This window comes from Pseudomonas sp. Pseusp18, assembly GCF_059506005.1.
This window is the reverse complement of the sequence record NZ_CP169240.1, coordinates 4,696,947-4,712,997: the sequence shown is the minus strand read 5'-3', so window position 1 is coordinate 4,712,997 and position 16,051 is coordinate 4,696,947. Positions and strand designations below refer to the sequence as shown.

The 16,051-nt window shown below is 60.7% G+C and carries 15 protein-coding genes; 3 read left to right on the top strand and 12 right to left on the bottom strand.

What is annotated here, in order from left to right; genetic code table 11:
* Positions 1-11: 11 nt before the first annotated feature.
* Positions 12-725: a UTRA domain-containing protein gene (locus tag ACEN9A_RS20920; protein ID WP_007940851.1), complete on the top strand. Its 714-nt coding sequence runs from the start codon at positions 12-14 to the stop codon at positions 723-725.
* A 7-nt stretch (positions 726-732) separates the two neighbouring features.
* On the opposite strand, the gene ACEN9A_RS20915 is transcribed toward ACEN9A_RS20920, so the two are convergent.
* From ACEN9A_RS20915 to minC, 7 genes are all read right to left on the bottom strand, one after another.
* A complete protein-coding gene (locus ACEN9A_RS20915; protein WP_258670330.1) occupies positions 733-2,886 on the bottom strand; it encodes a mechanosensitive ion channel family protein in 2,154 nt (717 codons plus the stop codon).
* A gap of 77 nt (positions 2,887-2,963) precedes the next feature.
* Positions 2,964-3,140, bottom strand: a complete 177-nt coding sequence (locus ACEN9A_RS20910) for a hypothetical protein (protein ID WP_008005668.1) — start codon at positions 3,138-3,140, stop codon at positions 2,964-2,966.
* Positions 3,141-3,391: 251 nt separating this feature from the next.
* Positions 3,392-4,681, bottom strand: coding sequence for a M18 family aminopeptidase (locus ACEN9A_RS20905; RefSeq protein ID WP_258670328.1), 1,290 nt, complete (start codon positions 4,679-4,681; stop codon positions 3,392-3,394).
* 272 nt (positions 4,682-4,953) lie between these two features.
* Positions 4,954-5,589 carry an RluA family pseudouridine synthase gene (locus ACEN9A_RS20900; protein WP_018925180.1) on the bottom strand — a complete coding sequence of 212 codons (636 nt, stop codon included), beginning with the start codon at positions 5,587-5,589 and terminating at the stop codon, positions 4,954-4,956.
* 91 nt (positions 5,590-5,680) lie between these two features.
* Positions 5,681-5,935: a cell division topological specificity factor MinE gene (minE, locus tag ACEN9A_RS20895; protein WP_007940845.1), complete on the bottom strand. Its 255-nt coding sequence runs from the start codon at positions 5,933-5,935 to the stop codon at positions 5,681-5,683.
* Positions 5,935-6,747 carry a septum site-determining protein MinD gene (minD, locus tag ACEN9A_RS20890; protein WP_253420511.1) on the bottom strand — a complete coding sequence of 271 codons (813 nt, stop codon included), beginning with the start codon at positions 6,745-6,747 and terminating at the stop codon, positions 5,935-5,937. The genes minE and minD overlap by 1 nt, the downstream gene beginning before the upstream one ends.
* A 201-nt stretch (positions 6,748-6,948) precedes the next feature.
* Complete coding sequence (minC, locus tag ACEN9A_RS20885) at positions 6,949-7,686, bottom strand: septum site-determining protein MinC (protein ID WP_026331736.1); 738 nt, start codon at positions 7,684-7,686, stop codon at positions 6,949-6,951.
* Between the two features lie 118 nt (positions 7,687-7,804).
* Here minC and ACEN9A_RS20880 point away from each other — a divergent pair, with 118 nt between their 5' ends.
* Positions 7,805-8,737 carry a lipid A biosynthesis lauroyl acyltransferase gene (locus ACEN9A_RS20880; RefSeq protein WP_258670322.1) on the top strand — a complete coding sequence of 311 codons (933 nt, stop codon included), beginning with the start codon at positions 7,805-7,807 and terminating at the stop codon, positions 8,735-8,737.
* Between the two features lie 35 nt (positions 8,738-8,772).
* Positions 8,773-9,927, top strand: coding sequence for a patatin-like phospholipase family protein (locus ACEN9A_RS20875; protein WP_258670319.1), 1,155 nt, complete (start codon positions 8,773-8,775; stop codon positions 9,925-9,927).
* A gap of 87 nt (positions 9,928-10,014) precedes the next feature.
* On the opposite strand, the gene ACEN9A_RS20870 is transcribed toward ACEN9A_RS20875, so the two are convergent.
* The 5 genes from ACEN9A_RS20870 to alc all read right to left on the bottom strand — a co-directional run bounded on the left by ACEN9A_RS20870 (position 10,015) and on the right by alc (position 15,997).
* Positions 10,015-10,800, bottom strand: coding sequence for an outer membrane protein OmpK (locus ACEN9A_RS20870; protein WP_258670316.1), 786 nt, complete (start codon positions 10,798-10,800; stop codon positions 10,015-10,017).
* A gap of 591 nt (positions 10,801-11,391) precedes the next feature.
* Complete coding sequence (locus ACEN9A_RS20865) at positions 11,392-12,750, bottom strand: nucleobase:cation symporter-2 family protein (RefSeq protein WP_258670312.1); 1,359 nt, start codon at positions 12,748-12,750, stop codon at positions 11,392-11,394.
* Positions 12,751-12,996: 246 nt separating this feature from the next.
* Positions 12,997-14,298 (bottom strand): urate hydroxylase PuuD, encoded by a 1,302-nt coding sequence (locus tag ACEN9A_RS20860; RefSeq protein WP_258670311.1) that lies wholly within the window; start codon positions 14,296-14,298, stop codon positions 12,997-12,999.
* A gap of 51 nt (positions 14,299-14,349) precedes the next feature.
* On the bottom strand, positions 14,350-14,853 hold the full coding sequence (locus tag ACEN9A_RS20855; RefSeq protein WP_018925187.1) for an ureidoglycolate lyase: 504 nt from the start codon (positions 14,851-14,853) through the stop codon (positions 14,350-14,352).
* Between the two features lie 148 nt (positions 14,854-15,001).
* The gene (alc, locus tag ACEN9A_RS20850) at positions 15,002-15,997 is read right to left on the bottom strand and encodes an allantoicase (protein WP_007940834.1); all 996 of its coding nucleotides are present in this window, start codon (positions 15,995-15,997) and stop codon (positions 15,002-15,004) included.
* Positions 15,998-16,051 lie beyond the last annotated feature (54 nt).

Sequence of the window (16,051 nt, the reverse complement as noted above, 5' to 3'; positions counted from 1 at the left end):
AGGTAACGTTGATGCGCATCGAGACAACCAAAGCGGTGACAGCGATCGGGCAGGTTCTGCAAGAACAGCTCGACCACGGGCTGTTGGCGCCCGGGAGCAAGTTACCGGCCGAGCGCAAGCTCAGTGAGTTGTTCGGTACCACGCGGATTACCGTGCGTGAGGCGTTGTTGCAGTTGGAGGCACAGGGCCAGATTTATCGCGAAGAGCGGCGCGGCTGGTTCGTGTCGCCACCGCGGCTGGCCTATAACCTGATGCAGCGCAGCCACTTTCACGCGATGGTCAGCGCCCAGGGGCGGGTGCCGTCCACCGAGGTGATTTCCGCGCGTTTGCAACCGGCGTCAGCGGCGGTGTGTGCCTGGCTGCAGCTGCCAGCGCTGTCGAGCGTGATCCAGATCTGCCGCTCGCGACGGATTGACGGGCGATTGGTGCTGTATGTGGAGCACTACCTGAACCCGCAATATTTTCCGGGGATCCTGGACTTCGATCTGAATCAGTCGATGACCGAACTGTATGCGCGGCATTACGACTTGCACTACGGGCGGGTACGCTTCGAGATCGTGCCGACCGCGCTGTCGGTGGACGCCGCGGCGGCTTTACGGGTGTCGGTGGGCAGCCCGGGGTTGCGGATTGCCCGGGTCAACTACGATCAGCATCAGCGGCTGATCGATTGTGACCTGGAGTTTTGGCGCCATGATGCGATTCATGTCGGGGTGGATGTGGTCTGAACCCCACCTACGCAGATTGTTCGCCACCGGGGGTGATCACCTGAATGCTCATGCGCGGTGTCGCCAGATCCAATCCGGCCTCGTCCAGATGCCGCTTGAGTGACAGGTTGAACGCCCGGGACACTTCCCACTGCTTGATCGGCGCGGTCTTGAAGCGCGCGCGAAGAATCGCATTGCCTGACTCGAAACTTTCGACCCCCTGGATCTCCAGCGGCGACCAGATGTTGCGCCGTTGCAGCGGGTCGGTGCGCATTTTCTGGCCGACGTCGCGCATCAGCTTGATTGCCTCGTCGATGTCCATGTTCGAGGGCACCGCCACCCGGAAGATCGCGTAGCCGAACTCCCGGGAGTAGTTCTTGATGCTTTTGATTTCACTGAACGGAATGGTGTGGACGATGCCGTCGATGTCCCGCAGACGCACGGTGCGGATGGTCAGGCCTTCGACGGTGCCCAGGTGGCCGCCGACGTCCACGTAGTCGTCGATGGCCAGGGAGTCTTCGATGATGATGAACAGCCCGGTGATCAAGTCGGCCACCAGCGATTGCGCACCGAAACCGATGGCCAGACCGATCACACCGGCGCCGGCCAGCAGCGGCGTGACGTTCATGCCCATGTTCGCCAGGGCGACGATGAGCGCAATGATGAAAATCGCCACGAACAGCACGTTGCGGATCAGCGGCATCATCGTCTGCGCGCGGGCGTTGGCCAGGCCTTTGCGCGAGCGGGTGAGGGCGTGATGCACGGCGGTGTCGCTGAGGATCCAGATCAGCCAGGCAAAAATCAGCGTACCGCCGAGGCTGAACAGTTTGACGCTGACTTCATGGCCTTCGCCTTCGGTGAAGCGAATCAGCGACATGCCCCAGACCCGCAGGCCGAGCTCGATGAACGCCAGCCACACCAGCAGATGGGCGAGGGTGTAGAAGAAGCTTTTCAGGCGATCCGAATACAGCGCATGGCGCTTAGGGCCGCGTTGTGGCTTGAGTGCATGACGGCGCACCAGCCCGTTGATGACCATGCACAACACCAGCAACACGGTGCAGATCAGCGACTGACGCAACGCGGTGCTGGTGTCGCCGGCAGAGACGAAGGTGGCGAACAGCGAAATGCCCACCAGCACCAGCGCCGGCAGATACCAAAAGGTCCCGAGGATTTCGATCGTGTCGCTCAAGGCGCGGCGGGTCAGGCGCCGGGACAGCGGCTGGTTGCGGATCAGGTGCGCGATGGGCCGGCGGAAACGCAGGATGAAAAAACCTGTGAAGATCGCCGCCAGTACATTGGCGAACGTCGCCGCCGTGTGGGCCAGATGCTCACCGAGGCTGGCGATCAGGCGCGGGTCGTTCAGGGCTTCACCGAAGGCGGCGAAACTGCCGATCAGCCACAACGGGCGGAAGGCCTGATGCCGCAGGATGTACAGGGCGCGATGACGATGCGGGCCATCGAGCAGGGAAAACGCGATGACGCAGATCGCCGAGAAACAGGTACCGACCACCAGCGCATAAGCCAGCACCATGGCCAGGCTTTTGCCCAGTGACGAGGGCAGGGCGTAGGTCATGTAAACCGTCATGACCAGGGCGATCATCCACGGCCCGAGTTTGCGCAAGGCAAAGCGCAGCATGTCCAGGGCCTTGGGGTGTTGCGGCAGTTCTTCGGTGAGACCGAAGCGCATGCGCACCCGGTGGCCGAGCCAGATCAGGGCGGCGGCCAGCAGGCTCCAGACCATCAGGATCATGGCGAAGGCAAAAATGATTGGCAGCCATTCATTGGCCGGCAGCATCAGTGCCACCAGTTCATCCTTGGCCAGGTTGACTTCTTCGGACCAGCGAGTGAGGGGGCTGTCGGCGCCGGAAAATTGCTTTTCGAAACTGGCCAGGGTGCCGCCGATAAGGCCCAGCACGCCTTCTTCTGTGGTGGGTTGGGCTTTTTTGCTGACGTCGCGCAGCTTTTTCAGGTCCGCCAGCAGTTTGGTCCGCTGCTGATCGTTTTCCAGCGACTTGATGACTTCGTCCAGCGACTGCCCCAGTGGAGCTTGCGCTTCGGGCTGGGTTTTCGCCGAGCCGCTGAGCAGCCCCGGCAAGCCGACCGCCTGGGCAGGCGTCAGCGGCAGCAGCGTCATCAGGCAGACAAGGAACAAACAAGGCAGGGCAAAAAGACGAGCGAACACTAGGCGGTCAACCTCGGATGAGCGAATCGGCCGAGTGTACGAGCCCGTCAAAATCAATGCGAGCCGGGCGTAAGGATTTATTCGTTGAGTTTGGCGAGGATTTTGTAGATCACGGTGGCGAGGATCATCAGCATGCCGACCCACATCGCGAACACACCAGCGTTCTTGTCGCGAAAGTTGAAACCGATGGCCAGCATGATCATCCCGGAAAGAATCGGGATCAGCATGGCGTGAAACGAAGACATCGAGATCATGGTGACAGCCTTGTCGGAGGGGTTACTGCAAGTCTAGGCGGCTTTCGGGCGGGCGTTGGTGATGTGTGGCAGGGATGGGGTATGACTGTTGCTTGAGCAACGAGCTTCCTGTGGCGAGGGGGCTTGCCCCCGTTCGACCGCGAAGCGGTCGCAGTGCCGGCTCATGCGCTGTGCCAGACAGAACGCAATGGCAGGTTTTGGGGCTGCTTTGCAGCCCAACGGGGGCAAGCCCCCTCGCCACAGGGACTGGGTTATGGCAATTCCTGGCAGGCGTAGAACGCGCTCAGCACTTTGACCAGGTGTGCCAGGTCATGACTGCCGCACAGCTCGCGGATCGAGTGCATGGCGAACGTCGGCAAACCGATGTCCACGGTGCGCACGCCCAGGTGGCTGGCGGTGATCGGGCCGATGGTCGAGCCGCAGCCCATGTCGCTGCGCACCACGAAGCTCTGCACCGGTACTTCTTCGGCCATGCACAAATGACGGAAGAACCCGGCGGTTTCGCTGTTGGTGGCGTAGCGCTGGTTGCTGTTGACCTTGATTACCGGGCCGGCGTTGAGTTTCGGGCCGTGGTTGGCGTCGTGCTTGTCGGCGTAGTTCGGGTGTACACCGTGGGCGTTGTCGGCCGAGACCAGCAGGGATTTCTGAATGGTCCGTACGAATTCATCCCCTTCGGGCAACAGGCGACGCAGGGTTTGCTCAAGCATCGGACCGTCGGCGCCACAGGCCGAGCAGGAACCGACTTCTTCGTGATCGTTGCAGACCAGCACGCAGGTTTCGTCGGTTTCGGTCGTCAGCAATGCTTGCAGGCCGGCGTAGCACGACAGCAGGTTGTCCAGGCGAGCGCCCGCGATGAAATCGCCATGCAGGCCGATGACCGCAGCACTTTGGGTGTCGTAGAAGCTCAGCTCGTAATCGAGCACCACATCGGCGTTCAGGCCATGTTCGCGGGCCAGCTGATCGGTGAGCACGGCGCGGAAGTCCACGCGTTCGTCACCGGCGAATTGCGCGAGAATCGGCGGCAGCTCGGTCTGGGCATTGATCGCCCAGCCCATGTTGGCTTCACGGTTGAGGTGAATGGCCAGGTTCGGAATGATTGCAACGGGAGCCTTGAAGTCGATCAACTGGCTCTCGACCTTGCCATCGCGACGGAAGGTCACGCGGCCGGCCAACGACAGATCACGGTCGAACCACGGCGCCAGCAGTGCACCGCCATAGACTTCGACGCCCAATTGCCAGAAGCCCTGGCGTTGCAGTTCCGGCTGGGGTTTGACCCGCAGGCACGGGCTGTCGGTGTGTGCGCCGACCAGGCGAATGCCGCCATGCAGGGGCGAATGACGGCCCATTTTGAACGCGACGATCGAAGAGTCGTTACGGGTGACGTAGTAACGGCCATTGGCTTCGGTGGCCCACGGCTCACGCTCGTCGAGGCGCACAAAACCGGCCGCTTCCAGGCGCTGGACAAGGCTGGCGGTGGCATGGAACGGGGTAGGGGAGGCCTTGAGGAAGTCGATCAGGCCTTGGTTCAACTCTTCGCGCATAAGAAGCTCCAGACAGCAGTGGCGCCAGTTTAACGTATTGAAAGCGCAAAGTGCGGCGGGCCTGATGTTGGCGGCGCGTGAGATTTAATGTGGCGAGGGAGCTTGCTCCCGCTCGGCTGCGCAGCGGCCGCAAATCCTGCTTGCACGGTGTGCCCGACAGAATACGGTCGCTGGTTTTGGGAGTGCTCCGCACTCCAGCGGGAGCAAGCTCCCTCGCCACAACAGCCCCCTCGCCACACAGCGCACTCGCTACAGAGGCTCCCTAGGCACAGTCAGAACGGTGCCGGGCACTCGAAGCGCAGGCGTTCGCCGCTTTGCGGATGAGTGAAGCTCAGCATGCTCGCGTGCAGGCACAGGCGTGGCCAGGCAGCCAGGGCTTGCGGATGGGCGTAGAGCCCGTCACCCAGCAGCGGGTGGCCGATGGAGAGCATGTGCACGCGCAACTGGTGAGAACGGCCGGTGATCGGTGTCAGCTCGACGCGGCACCAGTCGCCACAACGCTCCAGTACACGCCAGAAGGTCAGGGCGTGCTTGCCGAATTCGTGGTCCACCACATGCCGTGGCTTGGTCGGCGGATCGTAGCGCAGGGGCAAGTCGATGCTGCCACTGTCCAGTTCCGGTTGTCCCCAGCACAGGGCGGTGTAGGCCTTTTCGGTTTCGCGGTCGTGAAATTGCCGAGACAGCTCGCGATGAGTGTCCGGGTCACGGGCCAGCAGAATGATGCCGGAGGTTTCCCAGTCCAGCCGATGGACAATTCGCGCTTCCGGGTAGCCGTTTTCTTGCAGGCGCGTAATCAGGCAGTCCTTGTTGTCATCGGCCCGTCCGGGGACGGAGAGCAACAGGGTCGGTTTATCCACCACCAGTACGGCGGCGTCCTGATAGATGATGCGGATGTTGGACAACGGCATTAAAACAGCCTCGTAACAAACGCCAACGGCGACTCAGGCCCCCTCCAGTCATGGAAGGGCCCTGAGCCGCCGTGGCTCCCGCCGGATCGACTCAGCGATCGGGCAGGGTGATATTGAGTTCCAGAATCGAGCAGCTGCCCTGGTTTTCCAGAGCGACGTGCACGTCATCGGACCCGATATTGACGTACTTGCGGATCACTTCCACCAGTTCCTTCTGCAAGGCTGGCAAGTAGTCCGGCGTACTGCGTTGGCCGCGTTCATGCGCCACGATGATCTGTAGACGCTCTTTCGCTACCGAGGCGGTACTTGGCTTTTTGTTGGCACGAAAGAAGTCAAAAAGGTTCATTACCTACCTCCAAAAAGTCGCTCGAAGAATCCCTTCTTCTCGACATCGAGGAAACGATGGTCCACGGTCTTGCCCAACAGACGATCGACCGCATCGCTGTACGCCTGGCCGGCGTCGCTCTGGTCGTCGAGAATCACCGGCACGCCCTGGTTGGAGGCCTTGAGGACGGCTTGCGATTCTGGAATCACGCCCAGCAGGGTCACCGCGAGGATTTCCTTGACGTCTTCGACGCCGAGCATTTCGCCGTTGCTGACGCGAGTAGGGTTGTAGCGGGTCAGCAGCAGGTGTTCCTTGATCGGGTCTTCGCCGTTTTCGGCGCGACGGGACTTGCTGGCCAGCAGGCCCAGCATGCGGTCCGAGTCACGTACGGAGGAGACTTCCGGGTTGGTCACGACGATCGCTTCATCAGCGAAGTACATGGCCAGGTGGGCACCTTTCTCGATACCGGCCGGGGAGTCGCAGACCACGAATTCGAAGTCTTCTTTCAACTGCATCAGGACTTTTTCTACGCCTTCCTGGGTCAGCGCGTCTTTGTCGCGGGTCTGACTGGCGGCCAGCACGTAGAGGTTTTCCAGGCGCTTGTCTTTGATCAGGGCCTGTTGCAGGTTGGCTTCGCCGTTTACCACGTTGACGAAGTCATACACCACGCGGCGCTCGCAACCCATGATCAGGTCGAGGTTACGCAAGCCGACGTCGAAGTCGACGATAACTGTTTTGTGACCACGCAGAGCGAGGCCGGTACCGATAGCGGCGCTGGTGGTGGTCTTACCCACACCACCCTTGCCGGATGTAACCACGAGAATCTTGGCCAAGGTGTTTTACCCCTAAGGAAAAAGGACGTTTAGCCCCTGAAAAACATCTCTTGAAAAACTACTGCAGTCGGACAGCCTTGGCTGGAATCCGGTTTTGAGCGGTGTCTACCCCCGGTAAACACTGCTTTTAGCCTTTTTCCTACTTCGTTTGAGCCGTTTTCGCTACGTTTTAGAGATGCTTGGAAAATGCGGCAGTATCCGTTAAAGCCGAATGATGTTCAACACGTCACCCGACAGGCTGACTTGTACTCCGGCGCCCCACAATGGATCGCGGCGCAGGTCCTCGGAAACCTTGTAGTGACCGGCGATGGAGACCAGTTCAGCGGTCATTTGCTGACAGAAAATCCTGGCTTTCGTATCACCTTTGACGCCGGCCAACACACGACCGCGCATCGCGCCGTATACATGGATGTTGCCGTCGGCGAGAAGTTCCGCCCCCGGGCTGACCGACGAAATCACCACCAGATCGCTGCCCTGGGCATAAATCTGCTGGCCACCACGTACTGGCGACGTGATGATTTTTGTCGGTTTGATGGTCGGCTCCGGTGGTTTTTCGGGTTTTTTCGCTACGACGCCTTCGAGCGGGTCGAGCGGGCGTTCCCGCGCGCCGGACGGCGGCAGCACTGGCAGATCGACCGCAATGGCCGCTGCGATGTCTTCGATGCGGCTGGCACGGATCGCCAGGGTGCGCAGGCCATGCTGGCGGCAGATGCGCATCAATCCCGGCAGGTCGACCGAGCCTTCGCTGGCCGGGAGTTTGTCCAGGGCCAGTACCAGCGGCGCGTTACTGAAGAAGTTGGGCGCCTGGGCGACCTTGGCGGCCAGTTGCCGATCAAGGTTCTCGAGGTCGTTACGGGCCAGTTCCAGCACCGTAATGGCCAGCATGCTGCCCTTCAACTGGAACACGGGATCTTGGTCTAGCGGTTCGGTTTGGCTCATGGTCGGCATACAACGGCTTGTCACTAAAAGTGCCGAGACTTATAACGAGAACGCCCGCAGGCCGCAAGCCGGGTCGAACGATGTAGAATGCGCGGCCATTAACTTTCCGGAACCTTTAATGGAACGCCCGCGATTTCGAACAGCATTTCTTTCTCCGCGTTTCTGGCCGCTGTGGTGTGGCCTGGGGCTGTTGTGGCTGATTGTGCAGTTGCCGTATCCGGCGTTGCTGGCGATTGGTCGCGCCCTGGGCGCATTGATGTACCGAGTGGCCGGCGACCGACGGCGCATTGCCAAGCGCAATCTTGAGCTGTGTTTCCCTGAAAAGTCCGCTGCCGAGCGCAAACGCCTGCTCAAGGAAAACTTCGCGTCCACCGGCATCGCCTTCTTCGAGATGGCCATGAGCTGGTGGTGGTCGCGCAAGCGTCTGGCGAAACTGGCCCATGTCGAAGGCCATGAGCATTTGAAACAGGCTCAGACGCAAGGCAAGGGCGTGATTCTGATGGCTGTGCACTTCACCACGCTGGAGATCGGCGCAGCGTTGCTCGGTCAGCAACACACCATTGATGGCATGTACCGCGAACACAAGAATCCGCTGTTCGACTTCATCCAGCGCCGTGGCCGCGAGCGGCATAACCTCGACTCGCTGGCGGTGGAGCGCGACGACGTGCGTGGCATGCTCAAACTGCTGCGCGCAGGGCGAGCGATCTGGTACGCACCGGATCAGGACTACGGCGCCAAGCAAAGTATCTTCGTGCCGCTGTTCGGGATTCAGGCGGCGACCGTCACCGCCACCAGCAAGTTCGCACGGCTGGGCAAGGCGCTGGTGGTGCCGTTCACCCAGGAGCGCCTGGCTGACGGCAGCGGTTATCGACTGGTGATTCATGCCCCGCTCGAAGGCTTTCCCGGCGAGACGGAAGAGGCCGATTGCATTCGGATCAACCAATGGGTGGAAGGTGCGTTGCGCGAATGTCCGGAGCAATATCTCTGGGCGCATCGCCGCTTCAAGAGCCGCCCACCGGGCGAGCCGAAACTGTACGCCAAACGCGGTTGAGTCACCGATCCCTTTAAGCACCATGGAGTGTTGCAATGAGTCCTGCTGAACCGGTTACAGGGTTGATTCTTTCCGGCGGTGGGGCTCGCGCGGCCTATCAGGTAGGCGTGCTGGCGGCGATTGCCGAGCTGCTGCCAATGGGGGCGGCGAATCCGTTTCCGGTGATCGTCGGCACCTCGGCCGGTGCGATCAATGCGGTCAGCCTGGCCAGTGGGGCGATGGATTTTCGTGGCGCGATCGAGCGTCTGACGGCCTTCTGGCAAAGTTTTCGCAGCCATCTGGTGTTGCGTAGCGACTGGCCGGGGGTGATCCATCAGGCCACTCGCTTTATCAGTCACAACCTGATGGGCATTGGCTCGCCGGTGCCGGTGGCCCTGCTTAACAGTTCGCCGCTGCGCCGCTTGCTCAATCACAAACTGCACATGCCCGGGATCGCCGAAGCGATTGCACAAAAGCAATTGCGGGCCGTAGCGGTTACAGCGTTCGGCTACGAGTCCGGTCAGGCCGTCACGTTTTATCAGGGCGGCGGCACCATCGAATCCTGGTTGCGCCATCGGCGGATCGGCGTACCGACCCAGCTGACTGTCGACCATCTGCTGGCCAGTTCCGCGATTCCATTGCTGTTCGCACCGGTAAAGATCGGCGAAGAATATTTCGGCGATGGCGCGGTGCGTCAATCGGCACCGATCAGCCCGGCGCTGCACCTGGGCGCCAGTCGCGTGCTGGTGGTGGGCGTCAGCGGCAACCCGCGCGGGATCGATCCGCAACAACCACTGCAACGTGCCTACACCGGTCAGCAGCCGACCCTGGCGCAAGTCGGTGGGCACCTGCTCAATAGTACGTTCATTGACAGCCTGGAAAGTGACATCGAGTTGTTGCAGCGTCTGAACCAGTTCAGCCATCTGCTGCCCGATGGCATCGCGAGTCGTGCATTGGGAGCGGCGCCAGTGGATGTGTTGGTGATTTCACCGAGTCAGCCAATCGATGAAATTGCCGCGCGGCATCGCCAGGAACTGCCGGCAGCCTTGCGCCTGTTTTTACGCGGGCCGGGGGCGACCAAGACCAGCGGGGCGGGGGTGCTGAGTTATCTGCTGTTCGAGGCGGGGTATTGCAGCGAATTGATCGATCTGGGACGGCGCGATGCGTTGGCCAAGCGCGATGAGTTGTGTCGGTTTCTGGGGTTGCCATAAAGCAAAAGATCGCAGCCTGCGGCAGCTCCTACCCCGGATGCGCACGTCCGTAGAAGCTGGCGAAGCCTGCGATCTTTTGACTTTAAATCAGAAGTGGAACTTCACCAGGAAGCTCGTGTTGCTCTGATCGGTCTTGAAGTACTGGCTGTCCCTGATCCCGTACTTGTCCGACCAATAGTCGTACTCGACACCCACATACAACTGCTTCTCGCCAATGTTCAGCGCTTTGCCCAAGTCGTATTTGATCTGCGGGTTGAAGTGCAGGTTGGCGTGGTAGGTGCCTTTGCTGTTCTGGTCGTTGTCGACCACCCAGTCCATGAAGCCATCGATCAGGATGTTCGAATCGCCCACCGGAATGGTGTAGGACCAGACTGGGGTGATCTGCCAGACGTTGTCACCCGGGCGGCTGCCTTCGGTGTGACGCTGGTAGAAGTTCAGCTGGAAGTAGTCGAAGCCAGGAATCGCCAGGTCGAAACCAGGACCGATCAGGTAAGACTCGGTATCGCCTTCACCGAACTCGTACGTCATGGCCAGCAGCACGTCCTTGACCGGGCCGAACTCCAGTTTCTGGTCGAAGATCTTGCCAAACGACAAGCGTGGGCTGATTTCGCCGTAGTAGGTGTTCGAACCGACGCCGGGGTCGTCCTTGCCGTTGTAGAAAATCTTGTCGACGAACACGAAGTTGTCGCCGTATTTCCATGCATCGGCGTGCTCGAAAGTGACGGTTTGCTGAATGCGCGGGTTGACCTGGAAGTCCTTGCCATAGAGGTAGGTCAGGCTGTTGTTCTGCCATTGCAGCAAGTCGCCGGCCATGGCCTGGCCCCCGGCCAGCAAGGATCCCGCGAGCATCAGGCTGGTGCACGTACGTTTCATTCGGTTGCTCCCAAAAAGTAGGTGGTTCCACGTTATTTTTCTAAGGTCGGCGCTCTGGTGTGGCGCCTTTTCTTGCTGCTGTAAAAAATCATCCATGCGGTCAGCTTTGGTGCTGTTAGCAAGAGCTGAGCCAAGGCTTTCAAAAAGCCAAAGAACGCCCGTTCGGCTGTTCGAAAACAGTCGATCGAGCGTTATTTTTGAATGCCTTGATACTGCCCAGAGCCGGGGTAAGTTGGCTTTCTGGTCAGGAATTAAATCCGGGCTTTTTTTTAGACCGGATTCGGGCGGCCGCGGAGAATACTGACTCCTTGGCCAGGTCTCAAGTGCCCCGCAACAGAGCACTGGCGACAGGTGTGGGGCACAGTTATGGGCGGTCAGCCCGGCGTCGCTGAACGACAGGCTTGTCGGGGTACGAATCATCTGTTGCTCCCTCTTGTTTTTATTGTTTTGTGGCGAGGGGGCTTGCCCCCGTTGGGGCGCGAAGCGGCCCCGGTATTTCCCCAGCCATACCTTGTCAGCAGGTTTTGCGACTGCTTCGCAGCCGAGCGGGGGCAAGCCCCCTCGCCACAGGGAGCGCCTTCACAGGTTCGATTAGTGCGTGTGGGCGTGGCAGTCGTTGACGGCTGCGCGTTCGTGACCGCCGAGGATGTTGAACAACAGGTTCAATGCCAGGGCGCTAAGCGTGGCCATGGCGATGCCGCTGTGGGTGATCGGGCTCATCCACATCGGCAGGTGCGCGAAAAACTCCGGACGCACCACCGGGATCAGCCCCATGCCGATGCTCACCGCCACCAGCAACTGGTTGCGCCGGTCACCGATGTCGGCTTCCTGAAGAATCTTGATCCCGGTGGCGGCGACCATGCCGAACATCGCGATTGCCGCACCGCCCAGTACCGCCGGCGGAATCGACGCCACCAGGAACGCGGCTTTCGGCAGCAGGCTCAGCACGATCAGTAAGCCGCCGGCGACGATGGTCACCGAGCGGCAACGCACGCCGGTCATCTGCACCAGGCCGATGTTCTGAGCGAATGAGGAGTGGGTGAAGGTGTTGAAGAAACCGGCGAAAAACGAAGCGCCGGCATCGCACAGCAAGCCGCGACGCAGCATCCGCGGCGTGACGTCCTGGCCGGTGATTTTGCCCAGCGCCAGGAACATCCCGGTGGACTCGACGAAGATGATTACTACCACCAGGCACATGGACAGAATCGGTGCGAGTTCGAATTTCGGCATGCCGAAATGCAGCGGGGTGACGATTTGCAGCCACGGCGCCTGGTCCATGCCGCTGAGGTCGACCATGCCGATCACGCCGCAAATCGCGTAACCCAGGCACATGCCGATCAGCACCGAAATGTTGACCCAGAATCCGGCCATGAAGCGATGGACCAACAGAATGGTGGACAGCACCAATGCGGCAACGGCCAGGTAGACAGGCGAACCGAATTGAGCCGCGCCAGCACCGCCACCGGCCCAGTTCACGGCGACGGGGAACAGCGACAAACCGATTGAGGTGATGACGGTGCCGGTCACCAGCGGCGGGAAGAAGCGTACGACCTTGGACATGAACGGTGCGATGAGCATGCCGAAGAAGCCGGCGGCGATGGTCGCGCCGAAAATCCCTTGCAGGCCGATGCCGGGCATCCCGGCCATGGCCACCATGCTGCCGACCGCGGCGAAACTGGCGCCCATCATCACCGGCATGCGGATGCCCATCGGGCCGATGCCCAGCGACTGGACGATGGTGGCGATGCCGGCAACCAGCAGGTCGGCGTTGATCAGGAAGGCGATTTCTTCACGGTTCAGGCCGGCGGCCTGCCCGATGATCAGCGGCACTGCAATGGCGCCGCCGTACATCAGCAGAACGTGTTGCAGACCGACCAGAATCAGTTGCACAAGGGGTAAACGTTGAATAGCGGGTGCGTCGGGGATGCGCGCTTCGGATAGCTCGGACATGCAACACCTCGGATCTTTTTTATTCTTGTGATTTTTGTATCAGGGGGACCTGTGGCGAGGGAGCTTGCTGTGGCGAGGGGGCTTGCCCCCGTTGGGCTGCGAAGCAGCCCCCAAACCCAACAATCGCGTTCTATCTAGAGGACCGCATCTGCAGGTTTTGCGACCGCTTCGCGGTCGAACGGGGCGGTGCGGCGCGCCGACAAGCCCCCTCGCCACACAAACCCTATCTCCACAATGGCTTATTACTTACTTGGTCGGAGCTCCCTGAACAATCCACGCGCCGATCAGGTCACGTTCCTGCTGGGTCATCTGGGTGATGTTGCCCAGTGGCATGATCTGGCTGGTGACCGCTTGAGCCTGGATGCGAGCGGCGTTTTGGTGGATCTGTTCTGGCGTATCGAACATCACGCCGGCCGGTGCGGCACTGAACAGCGGGCTGGTGGGTTTGGCCGAGTGACAGACCGCGCAACGTTCCTGAATGACGCTGTGAACCTTGTCGAACGTCGGGCCCTGATTCGAGGCTTGGGCCGGTGCAGCGGCGGGCGCATCAGGTTTCGCCGCTTCAGGTTTGGCACCACCGCCCAGGGCGGTTTCCGGCAGCGGCTGGTACTCGATGGTCCCAGGAGCCTTGGCCACTTCAGGTGCGCTGGACATCGGCGCCGGGCCGGTCACGTAGGCCAGGCAAATCATGCCGACCGCCGCAACGGGCAGGGTCCAGGCGAATTTGTGGCTGTCGTGACGGGTGTTGAAGTAGTGACGCACCAACACCGCCAGCACCGCGATCCCGGCCAGGATCAGCCAGTTGTACTGGCTGCCGTACGTGCTCGGGAAGTGGTTGCTGATCATGATGAACAGCACCGGCAAGGTGAAGTAGTTGTTGTGCCGCGAACGCAGCAAACCTTTGGCCGGCAGCGCCGGATCGGGCGTGCGGTTTTCGGCGATCGCTGCGACCAGGGCGCGCTGGGCTGGCATGATGATGCGGAACACGTTGCCGACCATGATGGTGCCGATGATCGCGCCGACGTGCAGGTAAGCACCACGACCGCTGAACACTTTGCTGAAGCCGTAGGCGGCGCCGATGATCAGCACGAACAGGATTGCGCCTAGCAGGGCAGGGCGTTTGCCCAGGGCCGAGTCGCAGAGGAAGGAGTAGATGAACCAGCTGATGAACAACGAGCCGAGGCCGATGGCCACGCCTTCAGGGCCGCTCAGGGTGCTGCCCGGAGCCAGCAGGTACAGCGTCGGGTTGGAGTAGAACACTACGCACAGCAGTGCGATCCCCGACAGCCAGGTGAAATAGGCTTCCCATTTGAACCAGTGCAGGTTGTCCGGCATGGTCGGTGGAGCCAGTTTGTATTTTTCCAGGTGGTAGATACCGCCGCCATGGATCGCCCACAAATCGCCCGCCAGCCCGTTTTTCGGGTTGACCCGATTGAGGTTGTTTTCCAGCCAGACGAAATAGAACGACGCGCCGATCCAGGCCACGCCAGTGATCATGTGAACCCAGCGCACGCTCAGGTTCAGCCATTCCAACAGATGTGCTTCCACAGTCTTTACCTCTCGCCTGTCACCCTTGTTGTCGAGTGATCAGACCTTCTCTTATTGGTGGGGGGCGAGGATCAAACACTCATCCTCTTGGAAAAAATGCTCATCGCAGTTATTGCCTGTGCCACTGCGATCAACCACCAGGAAGTCATCCCGCTTTTCGATCGTCAGCACCGGGTGGTGCCAGACGCCGCGATGGTAATTAATGCCCTGCCTGCCGTTGGTGACGAAGGCGCGGACCAAGCCTGATACAGGTGCATCGCCAAGTGGCGCGACCACGATCAGAAAGGGGTTGCCGAGCAGCGGAATGAACGCCTGGCTGCCCAGCGGATGACGCTCCAGCATGCGCACGGTCAGCGGCATGTCCTGCGCGTCGGCGCGGAAGATGCTGATGATCGCCTTGTCCTCTGGCGTGGCGGTTTCCACCGTCGCCAGTTTGTGGAAGCGCATGGTCGAACCGTTGTTGATCATGAAGTGATCGCTGCCGTCGGTTTCGATCACGTCACCGAAAGGGGCGAAGGCTTCTTTGGTCAGCGGTTCAATCGTCAATGTGCGCATGCTGGTCTTCTTATCCAAAATTCTGTGTTGTTTATTCTGCTTTTGTGGCGAGGGAGCTTGCTCCCGCTGGGCTGCGAAGCGGCCCCAAGAAAGATGGGAGCGCTACGCACTCCAGCGGGAGCAAGCTCCCTCGCCACAGGGTTCAACCTTATTTAGCGACCTTGCCCAAAACGCGCAGGCGGCTCACACCACCATCCGGGAACACGTTCAGGCGGATGTGGGTGATCGGGCCCAGCGCCTTGATCTGCTCGGCGAAGGTGTGTTCGGCGTGCATTTCCAGCTTCTGGCTTGGCAGCAGTTCGCGCCAGAACAGCGATTGGGTTTCGATCTGGCTGTCGGTACCGCCCTTCACGAATGCGCCCTGGATCGAGCAGCTGTCCGGGTAGTTGCCCTTGAAGTGCAGGGTGTCGACGATGACTTTCTCGACTTCACCCGCATGACCCAGCGCGACGATCACCCAGTCATTGCCCGGGGTACGACGACGTGCGGTTTCCCAGCCATCGCCCATGTTGATGCCACGGCCCGGGTTGAGGATGTTGCTCATGCGGCCGAAGTGTTCGTCGGAGCAGGCGAGGGCGCGACCGCCGTTCAGGGCTGCAGCCAGGTCGACTTGTTCGTTGTCGCCAACGGCCGACCAGTCGCGGAACGGGATGCCGTACACGCGCAGACGGGCCACGCCACCATCCGGATAGATGTTGAAGCGCAGGTGGCTGAACGCCTGGTCGTTATTGATTTCGTGGTAGTGGTGGCTGTTGCCCTGCAGCTCGACGGCCGACAGTACTTCAGTCCACTGGGTGTTTTCGTCCGGCTCGCCCGAGGCCAGGAAGCAGGCTTCCAGGGAGGCCGATGGCGGGTAGTTGCCGGTGAAGAATGAAGTGTCGATGTCCACGCCTTTGATCGAACCCGGTACGCCCAGACGGATCACCGCGCTGTCGTAGCCTTCGAAGCGCTTGCGGCGCGACTCCCAGCCGTCCATCCACTTGCCGTTGTCATCGAACACGCCCTCCTTCCACACGGCCGGGGTCGGCTGGAACAGACGGTTGGCGTCTGCGAACCAGTCATCGGTGACCGAGATGATTTTGGTGCCCAGACGGGCGTCGGCCAGGTTGACGAACTTCTCGAAAGGTACGGCGTAAGCTTTCATTCTTCTTGTCTGCCTTTAAATAAGTTGGCTTGGGATGCTTGCAGGGCCCGGGGC